Genomic DNA, 15,526 nt, shown 5'->3' with positions numbered 1-15,526 from the left:
ATGACCACGGCAGCCGAAGTCGGCGCGCAGTTCGAGAAGTTGTACGGGTACGCGCCGGACGGCGTCTGGTCGGCCCCCGGCCGCGTCAACCTCATCGGCGAGTACACGGACTTCAACGAGGGCTTCGTGCTGCCGCTCGCCCTCCCGCACACCGCCGTCGCCGCCGTCTCCCCGCGCACCGACGGCGTCCTGCGGCTGCACTCCGCGGACATCGACGCCCCGCTCGCCGAACTGCGCGTCGACGAGCTGACCCCGCTGTCCGACGGAGGCTGGGCCGCCTACCCCGCCGGGGTCGTCTGGGCCCTGCGGGAGGCCGGGCACGCCGTCACGGGCGCGGACCTGCACCTGGCCTCCACGGTCCCGACCGGCGCCGGCCTCTCCTCGTCGGCCGCCCTGGAGGTCGTCACCGCGCTCGCCCTCGACGAACTGTTCGGGCTCGGGCTCACCCGGCCCGAACTGGCCGTCCTCGCCCAGCGCGCCGAGAACGCCTTCGTCGGCGTGCCCTGCGGCGTCATGGACCAGATGGCCTCGGCGTGCGGCGCCGAGGGCCACGCCCTGCACCTGGACTGCCGCGACCTGACCCTGCGCCAGGTCTCCTTCGACCTCGCGGCCGAGGGGCTGCGGCTGCTCGTCGTGGACACCCGCGTCAAGCACGCCCTCGGCGACGGCGCCTACGCGGAGCGCCGCGCCGGGTGCGAGGCGGGCGCCGCCGCCCTCGGCGTCGGCCACCTGCGCGACATCGCGTACGAGGACCTGCCCGCCGCCCTGGAGCGGCTCACGGACGAGAAGGTCCGCCGCTACGTCCGCCACGTCGTCCGCGACAACCACCGCGTCGAGCGGGTCATCGGCCTCCTGGACGCCGGTGACGTGCGCGCGATCGGCCCCGTCCTCACCGAGGGACACGCCTCGCTCCGCGACGACCTGCGCATCTCCTGCCCGGAGCTGGACCTGGTGGTGAGCACCGCGAACACGGCGGGCGCGCACGGCGCCCGGATGACCGGCGGCGGCTTCGGCGGCTCCGCGATCGTCCTGGTGGAGAGCGCCGACACCGACGCGGTGACCGAGGCGATCCGCACGGCCTTCACCGCGGCCGGCCGCACGGCGCCGCGCGTCTTCCCGGCGGTCGCGTCGGCGGGGGCGCGCCGGGAGAAGTAGGCGGCCGCGAACAGGTCCCGCCGTGCGGTCACACTTTCGCGAAGCGGTTCGTCATGGCAGTGAACGACCCCGGCCGGGGCGCGAGGGCGCACCGGCGACTGCCCGACGAGGAGCCCCTTCGATGTCCACCGCACACGTCGTCATCACCCTGCTGGCCGCCGCGACGACCGGTTTCTCGGCCTCCTCGGTCTTCCTGCGCTCGAAGTGGGTCGTCGGCCCCATGGCCGACTACGGCATCCCCATGGCGTGGCTGCCCTGGCTCGGCACCGCCAAGGCCGCGGGCGCCGCGGGCCTGGTGGTCGGCCTGTTCGTGCCGTTCGTCGGGGTCGCCGCCGCGATCGGCCTGGTGCTGTACTTCACCGGGGCCGTGATCGCCGTGGTGCGGGCCCGCTGGTACGCGCACATCCCCTTCCCCCTGATCTACGCGGCGCCGGTCGTCGGCGCCCTGGTGCTCACCCCAGCCGCTTGGTGAGCGTGAACTCCTTGACGCCCTCGGGGTAGTCGGGGATCACGCACACCAGGTCGTATCCCTGGTTGCGGTAGAAGCCCGGTGCCTGGAAGTCCCAGGTCTCCACGCGGGAGTTGAGGCAGCCCCGCTCCTGGTGGGCCACGCGCTCCGCCTCGGCGAGCAGCCGGGAGCCGAGGCCCGCCCCGCGGTGGCGGTCGTCGACCCACAGGAGGTCGACGTGGAGCCAGCGGGCCCAGGTGTACGCGGCCAGACCGGCCGCGAGGCCGCCCGACGCGTCCAACGCCCACAGAGCCAGGGGGACTTCCTCGTCGTCGACCGTGCCGCGCAGGGCGCGGATCGCCGGGGACGCCGCCGTGTTCGTCGCGGCGAGCCGCGAACGAAGCAGAGCAAGCCGCTCTTTGTCGACTCCTGTCTCCATACGAAACATACGGCTCACCATAAACGCGCCGGGCAATCAGTTCTGCAAATCACCTTCCGCTCCAGGCGTGCGGCCCTACTCTGAAGGACAGTGCCGGTGGGGGCCGGCGCCGATCAGGGGGCGTGACAGTCGGGTACGACGCCCGGCATGGGGGAGGCGGTGACCGCGCGGCGGCGGCCGTGCCACTGCGCCGACCCCTGTTCCGGGCGCCGTACCCGCTCCGATCGTTTCCCGACGTATTCGACGGGGGTATCCCCTGCTCCTTGCGGGAGCGCGGGGAAGGGGGTTTTCGTGGTTCGCATCCGAGTACTGGTCGTGGACGACCATCGCATCTTCGCCGAGTCGCTGGCCGCCGCGCTGGCGGCCGAGGCCGACGTGGAGGTGTCCGCCGCCGGGAGCGGGCCCGCCGCGCTGCGCTGCCTGGAGCGGGCGGTCGCCGAAGGCCGGCGGTACGACGTGCTGCTCGTCGACGCCGACCTCGGGGCCACCGCGAGCGCCCTCCAGGGCGCCAGGCCGGCGGTCCCCGTCCAGGACGGCAACGCCGAGGGGCTCGTCGACGGGATCTCCCTGGTCGCGGGCGTCCGGTCCGGCCAGCCCGCCGTGCGGACCGTGGTGCTCGCCGAGAAGGACGATCCGCGCCGCGCCGCCCTCGCGCTGCAGGCGGGTGCCTGCGGCTGGGTCGCCAAGGACTGTTCGCTCTCCCGGCTCCTGACGGTCATCCGGGGCGTGCTGCGGGACGAGACGCATCTGCCGCCCGCCCTGCTCACCGGCGTCCTGCGCGAGCTGACCGCCGCCCGCAAGCACCGCACCGAGTCCGAGCGCCTGGTGGAGTCGCTGACCCCGCGCGAGCGCGAGGTGCTGCGCTGCATGGTGGCGGGCCTGGGCAGGAAGGCCGTCGCCGAGCGCCTCTTCCTCTCCCCGCACACCGTGCGCACCCACATGCAGAACGTGCTGGGAAAGCTCGGCGTGCACTCCACGCTCGCGGCCGTCGCGCTCGCCCGGCGCGCGGGCGTCGGGCCGGTCGACCTAGCCGGGGATGTTGTCGAACGGGGCGGTCAACTGGCGTAGCAGTCCCGCTAGTTCGCCCCGCTGGGCGCGGGACAGCTCCGCGAGGATCGCCCGCTCCTGCGCCAGCAGGCCGGCCAGGGCCTGGTCCGCGCGGTCCCTGCCCTCGGCGGTGAGCCGCACGAGCACGCCGCGCCGGTCGCTCGGGTCGGGCAGCCGCTCGACGAGGCCCTTCTTCGCGAGGCGGTCGATGCGGTTGGTCATCGTGCCGGACGTCACCAGGGTCTGCGTCAGGAGCTGGCCGGGGGAGAGCTGGTAGGGCGCGCCCGCGCGCCGCAGCGACGTCAGGACGTCGAACTCCCACGGCTCCAGATTGTGCTCGGCGAACGCCAGCCGGCGGGCCCGGTCGAGGTGCCGCGCCAGCCTGCTCACGCGGCTGAGCACCTCAAGTGGTTCCACGTCGAGGTCCGGGCGCTCTCTGCGCCACGCCGCGACCAGCCGATCGACCTCGTCCTCCATGACGATCAGTGTAGGGGGTCTGTCGATGTGAAGTCTCTTGACGTCAAGATTCTCAAGGGTGAGGATGATGCGGGAAGGGCGTGCACCCGTACGTCCCCGCCTTTGGAGGAGGTCCGCCATGCCGGCCGCCACACCCGCCGCCACCTGGGATCCGCGCCAGTACCTGCGCCACGGCGACCATCGGGCCCGGCCCTTCCTCGACCTGCTGGAGCGCGTGCCCGAGCTGCCCGCCGCCGGGGGCCGCCCGCCCCGCGTCGCCGACCTCGGCTGTGGGCCCGGCACCCTCACCCGGCTGCTCGCGCGGCGGTGGCCCGACGCGCACCTCACCGGCCTGGACAACTCCCCGCAGATGCTGGCCGAGGCCGAGCGGTTCGCGGGCCCCACGGACGGCGGCGGACGCCTGGACTTCGCCGCCGCCGACGCGGCGCGGTGGGCCCCGGCCCCGGGGACGTACGACCTGATCCTGTCCAACGCCACCCTCCAGTGGGTGCCGGGCCACCCGGACTCCTTCCCCGCCTGGATCGCCGCGCTCACCCCCGGCGGCACGTTCGCCTTCCAGGTGCCCGGCAACTTCGACGCCCCGAGCCACGTCCTGATGCGGGAGCTGGCCGAGTCCGGGAGCTGGCGGAAGCGGCTCGGCGGCCGGCTGCGGCACGCGGACGCCGTCCTGACGCCCGCGGCCTACCTGGAGCGGCTCACGGGGCTCGGCTGCGAGGTCGACGCCTGGGAGACGACGTACCTGCACGTCCTGAAGGGCCCGGACCCCGTCCTGGACTGGGTCAAGGGCACGGGCCTCGTCCCCGTCCTCACCGCGCTCGGGGACGACGCCGAGGCGCGGGAGGCGTTCCTCGCGGAGTACGGGGCGCTCCTGCGGGAGGCGTACCCCGCCGGGGACCACGGCACCGTCTTCCCCTTCCGGCGGGTGTTCGCGGTGGCGCGCAGGGGGGACGCCTGACGCCCGTTCCCGGGGGCCGTCAGCTCTTGCGGTGGCCTATCAGGCGCGGCTTCGGTTCCAGGCCGTCCAGGCCGTGCCAGGCGAGGTTGACCAGGTGCGCCGCCACCTCGGCCTTCTTCGGTCTGCGGACGTCCAGCCACCACTGGCCCGTCAGCGCCACCATGCCGACCAGCGCCTGCGCGTACAGCGGCGCCAGCTTGTGGTCGAAGCCGCGGCCCTTGAACTCCTGGCCCAGGATGTCCTCGACCTGCGTGGCGATGTCGGAGATGAGCGAGGCGAAGGTGCCCGTCGACTGGGCGACGGGGGAGTCGCGGACCAGGATGCGGAAGCCGTCCGTGTACGTCTCGATGTAGTCGAGGAGGGCGAAGGCGGCCTGCTCGAGGAGTTCGCGGGGGTGCCCGGCGGTGAGCGCGCTCGTCACCATGTCCAGGAGCTGGCGCATCTCGCGGTCCACGACCACCGCGTACAGCCCCTCCTTGCCGCCGAAGTGCTCGTACACCACCGGCTTGGAGACCCCGGCCTTCGCCGCGATCTCCTCCACCGACGTCCCCTCGAATCCCTTCGAGGCGAACAGCGTGCGGCCGATGTCCAGCAACTGCTCCCGGCGCTCGGCACCCGTCATCCGGGTCCGGCGGGTGCGCCGGGGCTGCTTGTCTTTGCCGGCAGGGCTGGAATTGCTGGAATCGGTCGCCACGTCGTCCATCATGCCGCGTCAGCGCCCGGTGACTGTCGGCGGGCGTCGATGCGGGACTTGGAGGGCCAGCGCACGTCCGACGCCCAGCCGAGCTGCTCGCACCAGCGGATGATCCGCGCGGAGGAGTCGAGCTGGCCCTTCATCACACCGTGCCGCGCGGACGTCGGGTCGGCGTGGTGGAGGTTGTGCCAGGACTCGCCGCAGGACAGCACCGCGAGCCACCACACGTTGCCGGAGCGGTCCCGGGACTTGAAGGGGCGCTTGCCGACCGCGTGGCAGATGGAGTTGATCGACCAGGTGACGTGGTGCAGCAGGGCGACGCGCACCAGCGAACCCCAGAAGAACGCCGTGAAGGCGCCCCACCAGGACATCGTCACCAGACCGCCGACCACCGGCGGGATCGCGAGCGAGACGACCGTCCAGAACAGGAACATCCGGGAGATGCGGCGGATCGCCGGGTCCCTGAGCAGATCCGGCGCGTACTTCTCCTGCGACGTCCGCTCCTCGTCGAACATCCATCCGATGTGGGCCCACCACAGGCCCTTCATCAGGGCCGGGACCGTCTCGCCGAACCGCCAGGGCGAGTGCGGGTCGCCCTCGGCGTCGGAGAACTTGTGGTGCTTGCGGTGGTCGGCCACCCAGCGGACGAGCGGCCCTTCCACGGCCATCGAACCGGCGACCGCGAGGGCGATCCGCAGCGGGCGCTTCGCCTTGAAGGAGCCGTGCGTGAAGTAGCGGTGGAAGCCGATGGTGATGCCGTGGCACCCCAGGAAGTACATGAACACGAGCAGGCCGAGATCCAGCCAGCTCACTCCCCACCCCCAGGCCAGCGGCACCGCCGCGAGCAGGGCGAGGAAGGGGAAGACGATGAACAGGAGCAGGCTCACCTGCTCGACGGACCGCTTCTGCTCACCGCCCAGCGTGGCCGGGGCAAGCGGCGCGGCGGTGGCCGGGGCGCCGGGCGCGCGAGCGTCGTCGATCACATCGGTCTCGGCGGGCGCATCGGAAGCTGTGGTCATGGGCAAGTCCCCTAAGGGTCGAGGGTCGAGGTCAAAGAGCGTCCACGGGTACGGGTACCGCTTCCTACGGTTCCGTAACCTACGGCGACGTAAGTATGGCAGCGCGGGGCGTCTCGGCAAGTGGCCGAAACTTCCCCGCCGCGCGGTGACATCTATCCTTGGAACCGGTCGGACAGCGCGGTCCGCTCTGAACCTCCCCCGAATCCTTGACCGGGACCCCAGACGTGCTTTCACTGCAAGGAGCCGCACCTGTGAGCAGTGCCGACGACCAGGGCCGCCAGGCCACCCGTACAGCCAGCACCGAGCTGCGCGCCGACATCCGCCGCCTGGGCGACCTGCTGGGCGAGACCCTCGTACGCCAGGAGGGCCCCGAACTCCTCGAACTGGTCGAGAAGGTCCGCCACCTCACGCGCGAGGACGGCGAGGCCGCCGCCAAGCTGCTGGGCGGCACCGAGCTGGAGACCGCGGCGAAGCTGGTCCGCGCCTTCTCCACCTACTTCCACCTCGCCAACGTCACCGAGCAGGTCCACCGCGGCCGCGAGCTGCGCGCCCGGCGCGCCGCCGAGGGCGGGCTGCTCGCCCGCACCGCGGACCGCCTGAAGGACGCCGACCCCGAGCACCTGCGCCAGACCGTGCAGAACCTGAACGTGCGGCCCGTCTTCACCGCGCACCCCACCGAGGCCGCGCGCCGCTCGGTGCTCAACAAGCTCCGCCGCGTCGCCGAGCTTTTGGAGACCCCGGTCATCGACTCCGACCGGCGCCGCCACGACACCCGACTGGCCGAGAACATCGACCTCGTCTGGCAGACCGACGAGCTGCGCGTGGTGCGCCCGGAGCCCGCCGACGAGGCCCGCAACGCCATCTACTACCTCGACGAGCTGCACGCCGGCGCCGTCGGTGACGTCCTGGAGGACCTCACCGCCGAGCTGGAGCGCGTCGGCGTCCAGCTGCCCGAGGGCACCCGCCCCCTCAGCTTCGGCACCTGGATCGGCGGCGACCGCGACGGCAACCCCAATGTGACGCCCGCCGTCACCTGGGACGTCCTGATCCTCCAGCACGAGCACGGCATCAACGACGCGCTCGACATGATCGACGAGCTGCGCGGCTTCCTGTCCAACTCCATCCGCTACACCGGAGCCACCGACGAGCTGAAGGCCTCCCTCCAGGGCGACCTGGAGCGGCTGCCCGAGATCAGCCCCCGCTACAAGCGGCTCAACGCCGAGGAGCCCTACCGGCTCAAGGCGACCTGCATCCGGCAGAAGCTGGAGAACACCAAGCAGCGCCTGGCCAAGGGCACCCCGCACGTGCCCGGCCGCGACTACCTCGGCACGAGCGAGCTGCTGGAAGACCTCACGCTCATCCAGACCTCCCTGCGCGAGCACAAGGGCGCCCTGTTCGCCGACGGCCGGATGAACCGCACCATCCGCACCCTGGCCGCCTTCGGCCTCCAGCTCGCCACCATGGACGTACGCGAGCACGCCGACGCCCACCACCACGCGCTCGGCCAGCTCTTCGACCGCCTCGGCGAGGAGTCCTGGCGGTACGCGGACATGCCGCGCGAGTACCGGCAGAAGCTGCTCGCCAAGGAGCTGCGCTCGCGCCGCCCGCTCGCGCCGTCCCCGGCGCCGCTGGACGCCGCCGGCGAGAAGACCCTCGGTGTCTTCCTCACCGTCAAGAAGGCCCTGGAGGTCTTCGGACCCGAGGTCGTCGAGTCGTACATCATCTCCATGTGCCAGGGCGCCGACGACGTGTTCGCCGCCGCCGTCCTCGCCCGCGAGGCCGGCCTGATCGACCTGCACGCCGGCTGGGCCAAGATCGGCATCGTGCCGCTCCTGGAGACCACCGACGAGCTGCGCGCCGCCGACGTCATCCTGGACGAGATGCTCGCCGACCCGTCCTACCGGCGGCTGGTGGCGCTCCGCGGCGACGTGCAGGAGGTCATGCTCGGCTACTCCGACTCCTCCAAGTTCGGCGGCATCACCACCTCCCAGTGGGAGATCCACCGCGCCCAGCGCCGGCTGCGCGACGTCGCCCACCGCTACGGCGTGCGCCTGCGCCTCTTCCACGGCCGCGGCGGCACCGTCGGCCGCGGCGGCGGCCCCTCGCACGACGCGATCCTCGCCCAGCCCTGGGGCACCCTGGAGGGCGAGATCAAGGTGACCGAACAGGGCGAGGTCATCTCCGACAAGTACCTCGTGCCGTCGCTGGCCCGCGAGAACCTCGAACTGACCGTCGCGGCCACGCTCCAGGCGTCCGCCCTGCACACCGCCCCGCGCCAGTCCGACGAGGCCCTCGCCCGCTGGGACGCCGCGATGGACATCGTCTCCGACGCCGCGCACTCGGCCTACCGGCGCCTCGTCGAGGACCCCGACCTGCCGACGTACTTCCTCGCGTCGACGCCGGTCGACCAGCTCGCCGACCTGCACCTGGGCTCGCGGCCCTCGCGCCGCCCCGGCTCGGGCGTCTCGCTCGACGGTCTGCGCGCCATCCCGTGGGTCTTCGGCTGGACCCAGTCGCGGCAGATCGTGCCCGGCTGGTTCGGCGTCGGCTCCGGGCTGAAGGCGCTGCGGGAGGCCGGCCTGGACACCGTGCTCGACGAGATGCACGAGCACTGGCACTTCTTCCGCAACTTCCTCTCCAACGTCGAGATGACGCTGGCCAAGACGGATCTGCGGATCGCCCGGCACTACGTCGACACGCTCGTCCCGGACGAGTTGAAGCACGTCTTCGCGACGATCGAGGAGGAGCACGAGCTGACCGTCCGTGAAGTCCTGCGGATCACCGGCGGCAAGGAGCTGCTCGACTCCCAGCCGGCGCTCCAGCAGACCTTCGCGATCCGCGACGCCTATCTCGACCCGATCTCGTATCTCCAGGTCGCCCTGCTCAAGCGGCAGCGGGACGCGGCGGAGGCGGGCCAGGAGCCCGACCCGTTGCTCGGGCGGGCGCTGCTTCTCACCGTCAACGGTGTCGCGGCCGGGCTGCGGAACACCGGCTGACGTTTCGGGGGCGCTCCTGACGGGGCGCCCCCTTCGTCGTTCCGCTCTAGGAGTTGTACGTGCTCTGGGCCCGCTCCAGGCCCTCCAGGATCAGGGCCTCCGCCGCGTCCGCCGCCCGGTCCACCAGGTAGTCGAGTTCCTTGCGTTCCGTCGAGGAGAAGTCCTTCAGGACGAAGTCCGCCACCTGCATCCGGCCCGGCGGGCGGCCGATGCCGAACCGCACCCGGTGGTAGTCGGGGCCCATCGCCTTCGTCATCGACTTCAGGCCGTTGTGGCCGTTGTCGCCGCCGCCCAGCTTCAGCCGCAGCGTGCCGTAGTCGATGTCCAGCTCGTCGTGGACCGCGACGATGTGCTCGGTGGGCACCTTGTAGAAGTCGCGCAGCGCCGTGACGGGGCCACCCGACACGTTCATGTACGACATGGGCTTGACCAGGATCACCCGGCGGCCCGCCGGACCCGGCGCCCCGATCCGGCCCTCGACCACCTGGGCCTGCGCCTTCGCGGCCCGCTTGAACTTCGCGCCCATGCGCCGCGCGAGCAGGTCGGCCACCATGAAGCCCACGTTGTGCCGGTTCATGGCGTACTCGGGGCCCGGATTGCCGAGGCCCGCGATCAGCCAGGGCGCGTTGGCGTCGGTCGTCACGTGCGTGTCTCCTTCATACGCGGGTTCATACGCGGGCAGCCGCCGCCCCCGAGGGAGCGGCGGCTGCCGTGCCGAATGTGCGTCGCGAGGATCAGGCCTCGGCGGACGCGTCGCCCTCGGCGGACTCGGCCGGGGCCTCCTCGGCCTGCGCGGCCAGGACCTGGAGGACGACCGCGTCCTCGTCGATGGCCAGCTTGGAGCCCGACGGCAGCGGGATGTCCTTGGCGAGGATGGACGCGCCGGCCTCCAGGCCCGCGATGGAGACGGTGACCTCGGTGGGGATGTGCGTGGCCTCGGCCTCGACCGGCAGCGTGCTGAGCACGTGCTCCAGGAGGTTGCTGCCCGGGGCCAGCTCGCCCTCGGTGTGGACCGGGATCTCGACCGTGACCTTCTCGCCGCTGCGCACGAGCAGCAGGTCGACGTGCTTCAGGATGCCCTGACGGAGGGCGTCGCGCTGCACGGCCTTCGGGATGGCCAGCTGGGTCTTGCCGTCCACGTTCAGGGAGAGCAGGACGTTCGGGGTGCGCAGGGCGAGCAGCAGCTCGTGGCCCGGCAGGGTCAGGTGGACCGGGTCGGCACCGTGGCCGTAGAGCACGCCGGGAACCTTGTTCTCGCGGCGGATGCGGCGCGAGGCGCCCTTGCCGAACTCGTTGCGGGTCTCGGCGGAGATCTTGACCTCGGACATGTGCACTCCTCGTACAACAGGTGTCGGATGGGGTTACCCGGCCATACGACTGGCCTGCTACGAAGAGCGCGTCGATAACGGACCGCCACACACAAAAGTGTGGCCTCCCTCGCCGAGCAACTTCAGCAGTCTACTCGGCCGGGAGGCCACACCCAAAAGGATCTTTACTGCTCCTCGAAGAGGCTCGTCACCGAGCCGTCCTCGAAGACCTCGCGCACCGCGTTGGCGATGGTCGGCGCGATCGAGAGGACCGTGATCTTGTCCAGCTCCAGCTCGCCCGGCGTCGGCAGCGTGTCCGTGAAGACGAACTCGCTCACCTTCGAGTTCTTCAGGCGGTCCGCGGCCGGGCCGGACAGCACGCCGTGCGTCGCCGTGACGATGACGTCCTCCGCGCCGTGCGCGAACAGCGCGTCGGCGGCGGCGCAGATCGTGCCGCCCGTGTCGATCATGTCGTCGACCAGGACGCACACGCGGCCCTGCACCTCACCGACGACCTCGTGCACGGTCACCTGGTTGGCGACGTCCTTGTCGCGGCGCTTGTGGACGATCGCCAGCGGCGCGCCGAGCCGGTCGCACCAGCGGTCGGCGACGCGCACGCGGCCGGCGTCCGGCGAGACGACCGTGAGCTTGGAGCGGTCCACCTTCGCGCCCACGTAGTCCGCGAGGATCGGCAGCGCGAACAGATGGTCCACCGGGCCGTCGAAGAAGCCCTGGATCTGGTCGGTGTGCAGGTCGACCGTGAGGATGCGGTCGGCGCCCGCGGTCTTCATCAGGTCGGCGATCAGCCGCGCCGAGATGGGTTCACGGCCGCGGTGCTTCTTGTCCTGGCGCGCGTAACCGTAGAACGGCACGATGACGGTGATGGAGCGGGCCGACGCGCGCTTCAGCGCGTCGATCATGATGAGCTGCTCCATGATCCACTTGTTGATCGGAGCGGTGTGGCTCTGGATCAAGAAGCAGTCGGCGCCACGCGCCGACTCCTGGTAGCGGACGTAGATCTCGCCGTTGGCGAAATCGAAGGCCTTCGTCGGCACGATGCCGACACCCAGCTTGTGTGCGACCTCCTCGGCCAACTCGGGGTGGGCGCGGCCGGAGAAGAGCATCAACTTCTTCTCGCCGGTCGTCTTGATCCCGGTCACAGCACTGTCTCCTCAGAGAGTTCTTCCCGCTGCCGTACTCACGCGTCCCGGTGCGTCGAGTCGGCCGAATGTGTGCACCTATCACGGTACGCCGTGTCAGACGCACCTGTTTCCGGTCAGCTTGCGCCGTCCGCCTCCCGGGAAGCCGCCTCGGCCGCCTTCGCGGCCGCGCTCCCCGGACGCTTCCGGGCCACCCAACCCTCGATATTCCGCTGCTGGCCCCGGGCGACGGCCAGCGAACCCGCCGGCACGTCCTTGGTGATCACGGAGCCGGCGGCGGTGTAGGCGCCGTCCCCCACCGTGACAGGAGCCACAAACATGTTGTCCGAGCCGGTGCGGCAGTGGGAGCCCACCGTCGTGTGGTGCTTCGCCTCGCCGTCGTAGTTCACGAAGACGCTGGCCGCGCCGATGTTGGAGAACTCGCCGATCGTCGCGTCGCCCACGTACGACAGGTGCGGCACCTTCGAACCGGCGCCGATCGTGGCGTTCTTCATCTCCACATACGTACCCGCCTTGGAACCGGTCCCAAGCCGCGTTCCCGGGCGCAGATACGCGAACGGGCCGACGCTCGCGCGCTCCCCGATCTCCGCGCGGTCGGCCACGCTGTTGTCGACGCGCGCCCCGGGGCCCACCGTCGTGTCCCGCAGCCGGGTGTTGGGGCCCACCTCGGCGCCCTTGGCGACGTGCGTGGCGCCATGGAGCTGCGTGCCCGGGTGGAGCACCGCGTCCCGCTCGAAGGTCACCGTGGCGTCGATCCAGGTGGCGGCGGGGTCGACGACGGTCACCCCGTCGAGCATGGCCGCCGTCAGCAGCCGGTCGTTCAACGTCTTGCGGGCCTGCGCCAGTTGGACGCGGTTGTTGATGCCCGCGATCTCCTCGTGGTCCCCGGCGACGGAGGCGCCCACGCGGTGGCCGGCCTCGCGCAGGATGCCCAGCACGTCCGTCAGGTACTCCTCGCCCTGGCTGTTGTCCGTGCGCAGCTTGCCGAGCGCCTCGGCCAGCAGCCGGCCGTCGAAGGCGAACACCCCGGAGTTGATCTCGCGGATCGCGCGCTGCGCCTCGGTGGCGTCCTTGTGCTCGACGATCGCGGTGACCGCGCCGCTCTCGCCGTCGCGCACGATGCGGCCGTAGCCGGTCGCGTCCGGCACCTCGGCGGTCAGCACCGTCACGGCGTTGCCGTCGGCGGTGTGGGTGGCGGCGAGCTGCTGGAGCGTGGCGCCGGTGAGCAGCGGCGTGTCGCCGCAGACGACGACGACGGTGCCCTCGACCGCGCCCAGCTCCTCCAGGCCGATGCGCACGGCGTGGCCGGTGCCGTTCTGCTCGGCCTGGTAGGCGGTGCGGACCTGCGGCGCGACGGCGCCGAGGTGCTCGCGGACCTGCTCGCTCTGGAAGCCGACGACGGTGACGAGCCGCTCGGGGGAGAGCGCGGAGGCGGCGTGGAGCACGTGCCCGATGAGGGACCGGCCGCAGATCTCGTGCAGGACCTTCGGGAGGTCCGACTTCATACGGGTGCCCTCACCCGCTGCGAGGACGATGACGGCCGGGCGGGTTGCGCTCACGGGGATGCCCTTCGGCTTCGGATGGCTGGTGCCTCTGTGGGGTGGACATCCGCAGGATACCGGGGCGTAGGGGGGTGGAAACGGCGGCGGGTCCCGACCTCGGAGGTCGGGACCCGTACGGTGCGGCTCCCCCGCCAGGACTCGAACCCGGACAGATGGCACCAAAAGCCACAGTGCTGCCAATTACACCACGGGGGAACAATCCGTCTGGACCGGACATCTGCCCGGTCCGCCGGATCGGCACCCAACACTATGCCGCACCGAGGGCCTCGCGTGCGACGCCAGGGGGCACCGGAAACTCACCGGAAAACCGGGGAGGAACGCCCGTACGCTGAGACACATGACCATGACGGGGGACGACCACACCGCGGCCATGACCGGGCCGTGGTGGTGGGAGAGGCGGCGCGGGGCCGCGTTGGACGTGGGGCTCGCGGTGGTGTCCGCGGCGGAGTGCGGCGCGGAGGGGGTGGCCTTCGCCCGGGACGCGGGCCTGCCGACGGCGGTGGGGATCTGCTTCGGCTCCCTCGCGGGGGCGTCGCTGCTGTTCCGGCGGCGCTGGCCGGTCGCCGTGGTGCTCGTCTCCATCGCCATCACGCCCGCCCAGATGGGCTTCTTGCTGACGATCGTCGGCCTCTACACGCTGGCGGCCTCGGAGCTGCCGCGCCGCGTCACCGGCGCGCTCGCGGGCATGTCGATGGCGGGGACGCTCATCGTCGCGCTGGTGCGGGCGAGCCGGGACCTGGCGGAGGAGGGCACGCACCCGCCCATAGGCAGCGAGTTCGTGCCGTTCTTCGCCGTCGCCGCGGCGATCGGCGTGACGGCGCCGCCGGTGCTGCTCGGGCTGTACGTGGGGGCGCGGCGGCGGCTGATGGAGAGCCTGCGGGAGCGCGCGGACGACCTGGAGCGCGAACTCCAGCTGCTCGCCGAGCGCGCGGAGGAGCGCGCGGAGTGGGCGCGGGGCGAGGAGCGCACGCGGATCGCCCGCGAGATGCACGACGTGGTGGCGCACCGGGTGAGCCTGATGGTGGTGCACGCGGCGGCGTTGCAGGCGGTGGCGCGCAAGGACCCGGAGAAGGCCGTGAAGAACGCGGCGCTGGTCGGCGACATGGGCCGCCAGGCGCTGACCGAGCTGCGGGAGATGCTCGGCGTGCTGCGCACCGGCGACGGGACGAGGGGCGCGCGGCCGGCGGAGCCGGTGCCGCTGGCCGCCGTGGGGTACGCGGCGGCCGTGGCCGCCTCGCGCGCGGTGGACGAGGACGGGCCCTGCCTCGCGGAGCTGGAGGAGCTGGTGGGCCAGTCGCGGGCCGCCGGCATGGCGGTGGACCTGACGGTGGAGGGGGAGCCGCGGGACTACGCCGCCGACGTGGAGCAGACCGCCTACCGCGTGGTCCAGGAGGCGCTGACGAACGTGCACAAGCACGCGGCGGGCGCCAAGACGTACGTACGGCTCGCGCACCGCGGGGCGGAGATCGCGATGCAGGTGGAGAACGAGCCGCCGCCGAAGGCCGGTTCGGCGGACGCGCGACTGCCCAGCGGCGGCAACGGCCTGGTGGGCATGGAGGAGCGGGTCACGGGACTCGGCGGCGTCTTCGTGTCGGGGCCGACGGACGGCGGCGGCTTCCGCGTCTCGGCGGTCCTGCCCGCCGCCGTCCCGGCCGGCTGACCTCGCGCGTGCCGGCCTGGCGCGCGTACTGGCCTCGTCGCGCGCGTACCGGCCTGGCCACGCGCGTACGCCGGTCAGCTCGCCGTCAGCCGGGTCGGCCGGACGCCGGTGACGAGCGTGGCGAGGGCCTGGTCGACGCGGGCGCCGAGGAACCAGTCACCGCTGTGGTCCAGGCTGTAGACCCGGCCCTGGGCGTCGATGGCGAGCAGCGCCTGGGTGTCCGTCTCCTCGCCGATGGGGCACACCTGGGTGCCGAGGGCCCGGCCGAGGTCGCCGAGGGTGCGGGCCAGGTGCAGGCCGTACATCGGGTCGAGGTGCACGGTGGCGGGCGCGATCTGCCGGCCGGGGCCCTGCGGGGTGATGTGCAGCCCGCCGAACTCGGCCCAGGCCTCCACGGCGGCCGGGAAGACGGAGTGCCGGTGCCCGGCCGGCGAGGTGTGCCGGCGCAGCGCGTCGGCCCAGATCTCGGCCTGCTTGATGTCCCAGCGCCCGGGGCGCCAGCCGGCCGCGCGCAGGGCGGCGTCGACGGGGACGGGCAGCGGGGCGGCGCCCGCGCGGGCGGCGGGGGCGGTGTGGTCGGCGTGCATGGGGCCCTTGTTCGGTCGGC

Annotated in this window: 15 protein-coding genes and 1 tRNA gene; 6 read left to right on the top strand and 10 right to left on the bottom strand. The window is 72.3% G+C overall.

The features are described 5' to 3' along the window. Positions 1-1,155 (top strand): galactokinase, encoded by a 1,155-nt coding sequence (galK, locus tag ABZ385_RS18040; RefSeq protein WP_358912123.1) that lies wholly within the window; start codon positions 1-3, stop codon positions 1,153-1,155. Between the two features lie 121 nt (positions 1,156-1,276). Further along, entirely contained in the window at positions 1,277-1,627 is a 351-nt protein-coding gene (locus ABZ385_RS18035; protein WP_358579560.1) for a DoxX family protein, read from the top strand. Here ABZ385_RS18035 and ABZ385_RS18030 read toward each other — a convergent pair. After that, the gene (locus ABZ385_RS18030; protein ID WP_358579558.1) at positions 1,608-2,063 is read right to left on the bottom strand and encodes a GNAT family N-acetyltransferase; all 456 of its coding nucleotides are present in this window, start codon (positions 2,061-2,063) and stop codon (positions 1,608-1,610) included. The two genes, ABZ385_RS18035 and ABZ385_RS18030, sit on opposite strands and share 20 nt — an antisense overlap. 270 nt (positions 2,064-2,333) lie before the next feature. On the opposite strand from ABZ385_RS18030, the gene ABZ385_RS18025 reads away from it, so the two are divergent. Continuing rightward, positions 2,334-3,110, top strand: a complete 777-nt coding sequence (locus ABZ385_RS18025; RefSeq protein WP_358579556.1) for a response regulator transcription factor — start codon at positions 2,334-2,336, stop codon at positions 3,108-3,110. Here ABZ385_RS18025 and tamR read toward each other — a convergent pair. Further along, a complete protein-coding gene (gene tamR / locus ABZ385_RS18020; RefSeq protein WP_358579554.1) occupies positions 3,069-3,566 on the bottom strand; it encodes a MarR family transcriptional regulator TamR in 498 nt (165 codons plus the stop codon). The genes ABZ385_RS18025 and tamR overlap by 42 nt on opposite strands. A gap of 118 nt (positions 3,567-3,684) precedes the next feature. On the opposite strand from tamR, the gene ABZ385_RS18015 reads away from it, so the two are divergent. Further along, positions 3,685-4,521 (top strand): trans-aconitate 2-methyltransferase, encoded by an 837-nt coding sequence (locus ABZ385_RS18015; RefSeq protein ID WP_358912122.1) that lies wholly within the window; start codon positions 3,685-3,687, stop codon positions 4,519-4,521. Between the two features lie 19 nt (positions 4,522-4,540). On the opposite strand, the gene ABZ385_RS18010 is transcribed toward ABZ385_RS18015, so the two are convergent. Both ABZ385_RS18010 and ABZ385_RS18005 read right to left on the bottom strand, forming a co-directional pair. Then, complete coding sequence (locus tag ABZ385_RS18010; RefSeq protein WP_358912120.1) at positions 4,541-5,227, bottom strand: TetR/AcrR family transcriptional regulator; 687 nt, start codon at positions 5,225-5,227, stop codon at positions 4,541-4,543. Further along, positions 5,224-6,234 (bottom strand): fatty acid desaturase, encoded by a 1,011-nt coding sequence (locus ABZ385_RS18005; RefSeq protein ID WP_358912118.1) that lies wholly within the window; start codon positions 6,232-6,234, stop codon positions 5,224-5,226. Before ABZ385_RS18005 ends, ABZ385_RS18010 begins: the two co-directional genes overlap by 4 nt. A gap of 251 nt (positions 6,235-6,485) precedes the next feature. Between ABZ385_RS18005 and ppc the strand changes: the two genes are divergently transcribed. Then, entirely contained in the window at positions 6,486-9,230 is a 2,745-nt protein-coding gene (ppc, locus tag ABZ385_RS18000) for a phosphoenolpyruvate carboxylase (protein ID WP_358697382.1), read from the top strand. A gap of 46 nt (positions 9,231-9,276) precedes the next feature. Here the strand turns inward: ppc and pth are convergent, their stop codons facing one another. The 5 genes from pth to ABZ385_RS17975 all read right to left on the bottom strand — a co-directional run bounded on the left by pth (position 9,277) and on the right by ABZ385_RS17975 (position 13,454). Beyond that, positions 9,277-9,873 (bottom strand): aminoacyl-tRNA hydrolase, encoded by a 597-nt coding sequence (gene pth, locus ABZ385_RS17995; RefSeq protein ID WP_358579542.1) that lies wholly within the window; start codon positions 9,871-9,873, stop codon positions 9,277-9,279. Positions 9,874-9,964: 91 nt separating this feature from the next. Next, positions 9,965-10,558: a 50S ribosomal protein L25/general stress protein Ctc gene (locus ABZ385_RS17990; protein WP_358697380.1), complete on the bottom strand. Its 594-nt coding sequence runs from the start codon at positions 10,556-10,558 to the stop codon at positions 9,965-9,967. A 164-nt stretch (positions 10,559-10,722) separates the two neighbouring features. Further along, positions 10,723-11,697 (bottom strand): ribose-phosphate diphosphokinase, encoded by a 975-nt coding sequence (locus ABZ385_RS17985; protein WP_127909859.1) that lies wholly within the window; start codon positions 11,695-11,697, stop codon positions 10,723-10,725. Positions 11,698-11,813: 116 nt separating this feature from the next. Further along, positions 11,814-13,256, bottom strand: coding sequence for a bifunctional UDP-N-acetylglucosamine diphosphorylase/glucosamine-1-phosphate N-acetyltransferase GlmU (gene glmU, locus ABZ385_RS17980; RefSeq protein ID WP_358579537.1), 1,443 nt, complete (start codon positions 13,254-13,256; stop codon positions 11,814-11,816). Positions 13,257-13,382: 126 nt separating this feature from the next. Next, positions 13,383-13,454, bottom strand: a tRNA-Gln gene (locus ABZ385_RS17975). Between the two features lie 142 nt (positions 13,455-13,596). On the opposite strand from ABZ385_RS17975, the gene ABZ385_RS17970 reads away from it, so the two are divergent. After that, entirely contained in the window at positions 13,597-14,919 is a 1,323-nt protein-coding gene (locus tag ABZ385_RS17970) for a histidine kinase (RefSeq protein ID WP_358912116.1), read from the top strand. A gap of 74 nt (positions 14,920-14,993) precedes the next feature. Here ABZ385_RS17970 and ABZ385_RS17965 read toward each other — a convergent pair whose 3' ends face one another. Further along, positions 14,994-15,506 (bottom strand): SUKH-3 domain-containing protein, encoded by a 513-nt coding sequence (locus ABZ385_RS17965; protein ID WP_358579532.1) that lies wholly within the window; start codon positions 15,504-15,506, stop codon positions 14,994-14,996. Positions 15,507-15,526: the final 20 nt, after the last annotated feature.

The organism is Streptomyces sp. NPDC005898 (assembly GCF_040629635.1).
GTDB lineage: Bacteria > Actinomycetota > Actinomycetes > Streptomycetales > Streptomycetaceae > Streptomyces.
This window is presented reverse-complemented; position numbering and strand designations above follow the sequence as displayed.

What these genes read in the sequence shown, in the direction of transcription:
- galK (WP_358912123.1), top strand. Translation starts at nt 1, where the DNA reads ATGACCACGGCAGCCGAAGTCGGCGCGCAGTTCGAGAAGTTGTACGGG.
- ABZ385_RS18035 (WP_358579560.1), top strand. Translation starts at nt 1,277, where the DNA reads ATGTCCACCGCACACGTCGTCATCACCCTGCTGGCCGCCGCGACGACC.
- ABZ385_RS18030 (WP_358579558.1), bottom strand. Translation starts at nt 2,063, where the DNA reads ATGGTGAGCCGTATGTTTCGTATGGAGACAGGAGTCGACAAAGAGCGG.
- tamR (WP_358579554.1), bottom strand. Translation starts at nt 3,566, where the DNA reads ATGGAGGACGAGGTCGATCGGCTGGTCGCGGCGTGGCGCAGAGAGCGC.
- ABZ385_RS18015 (WP_358912122.1), top strand. Translation starts at nt 3,685, where the DNA reads ATGCCGGCCGCCACACCCGCCGCCACCTGGGATCCGCGCCAGTACCTG.
- ABZ385_RS18010 (WP_358912120.1), bottom strand. Translation starts at nt 5,227, where the DNA reads ATGATGGACGACGTGGCGACCGATTCCAGCAATTCCAGCCCTGCCGGC.
- ABZ385_RS18005 (WP_358912118.1), bottom strand. Translation starts at nt 6,234, where the DNA reads ATGACCACAGCTTCCGATGCGCCCGCCGAGACCGATGTGATCGACGAC.
- ABZ385_RS17990 (WP_358697380.1), bottom strand. Translation starts at nt 10,558, where the DNA reads ATGTCCGAGGTCAAGATCTCCGCCGAGACCCGCAACGAGTTCGGCAAG.
- ABZ385_RS17970 (WP_358912116.1), top strand. Translation starts at nt 13,597, where the DNA reads ATGACCATGACGGGGGACGACCACACCGCGGCCATGACCGGGCCGTGG.
- ABZ385_RS17965 (WP_358579532.1), bottom strand. Translation starts at nt 15,506, where the DNA reads ATGCACGCCGACCACACCGCCCCCGCCGCCCGCGCGGGCGCCGCCCCG.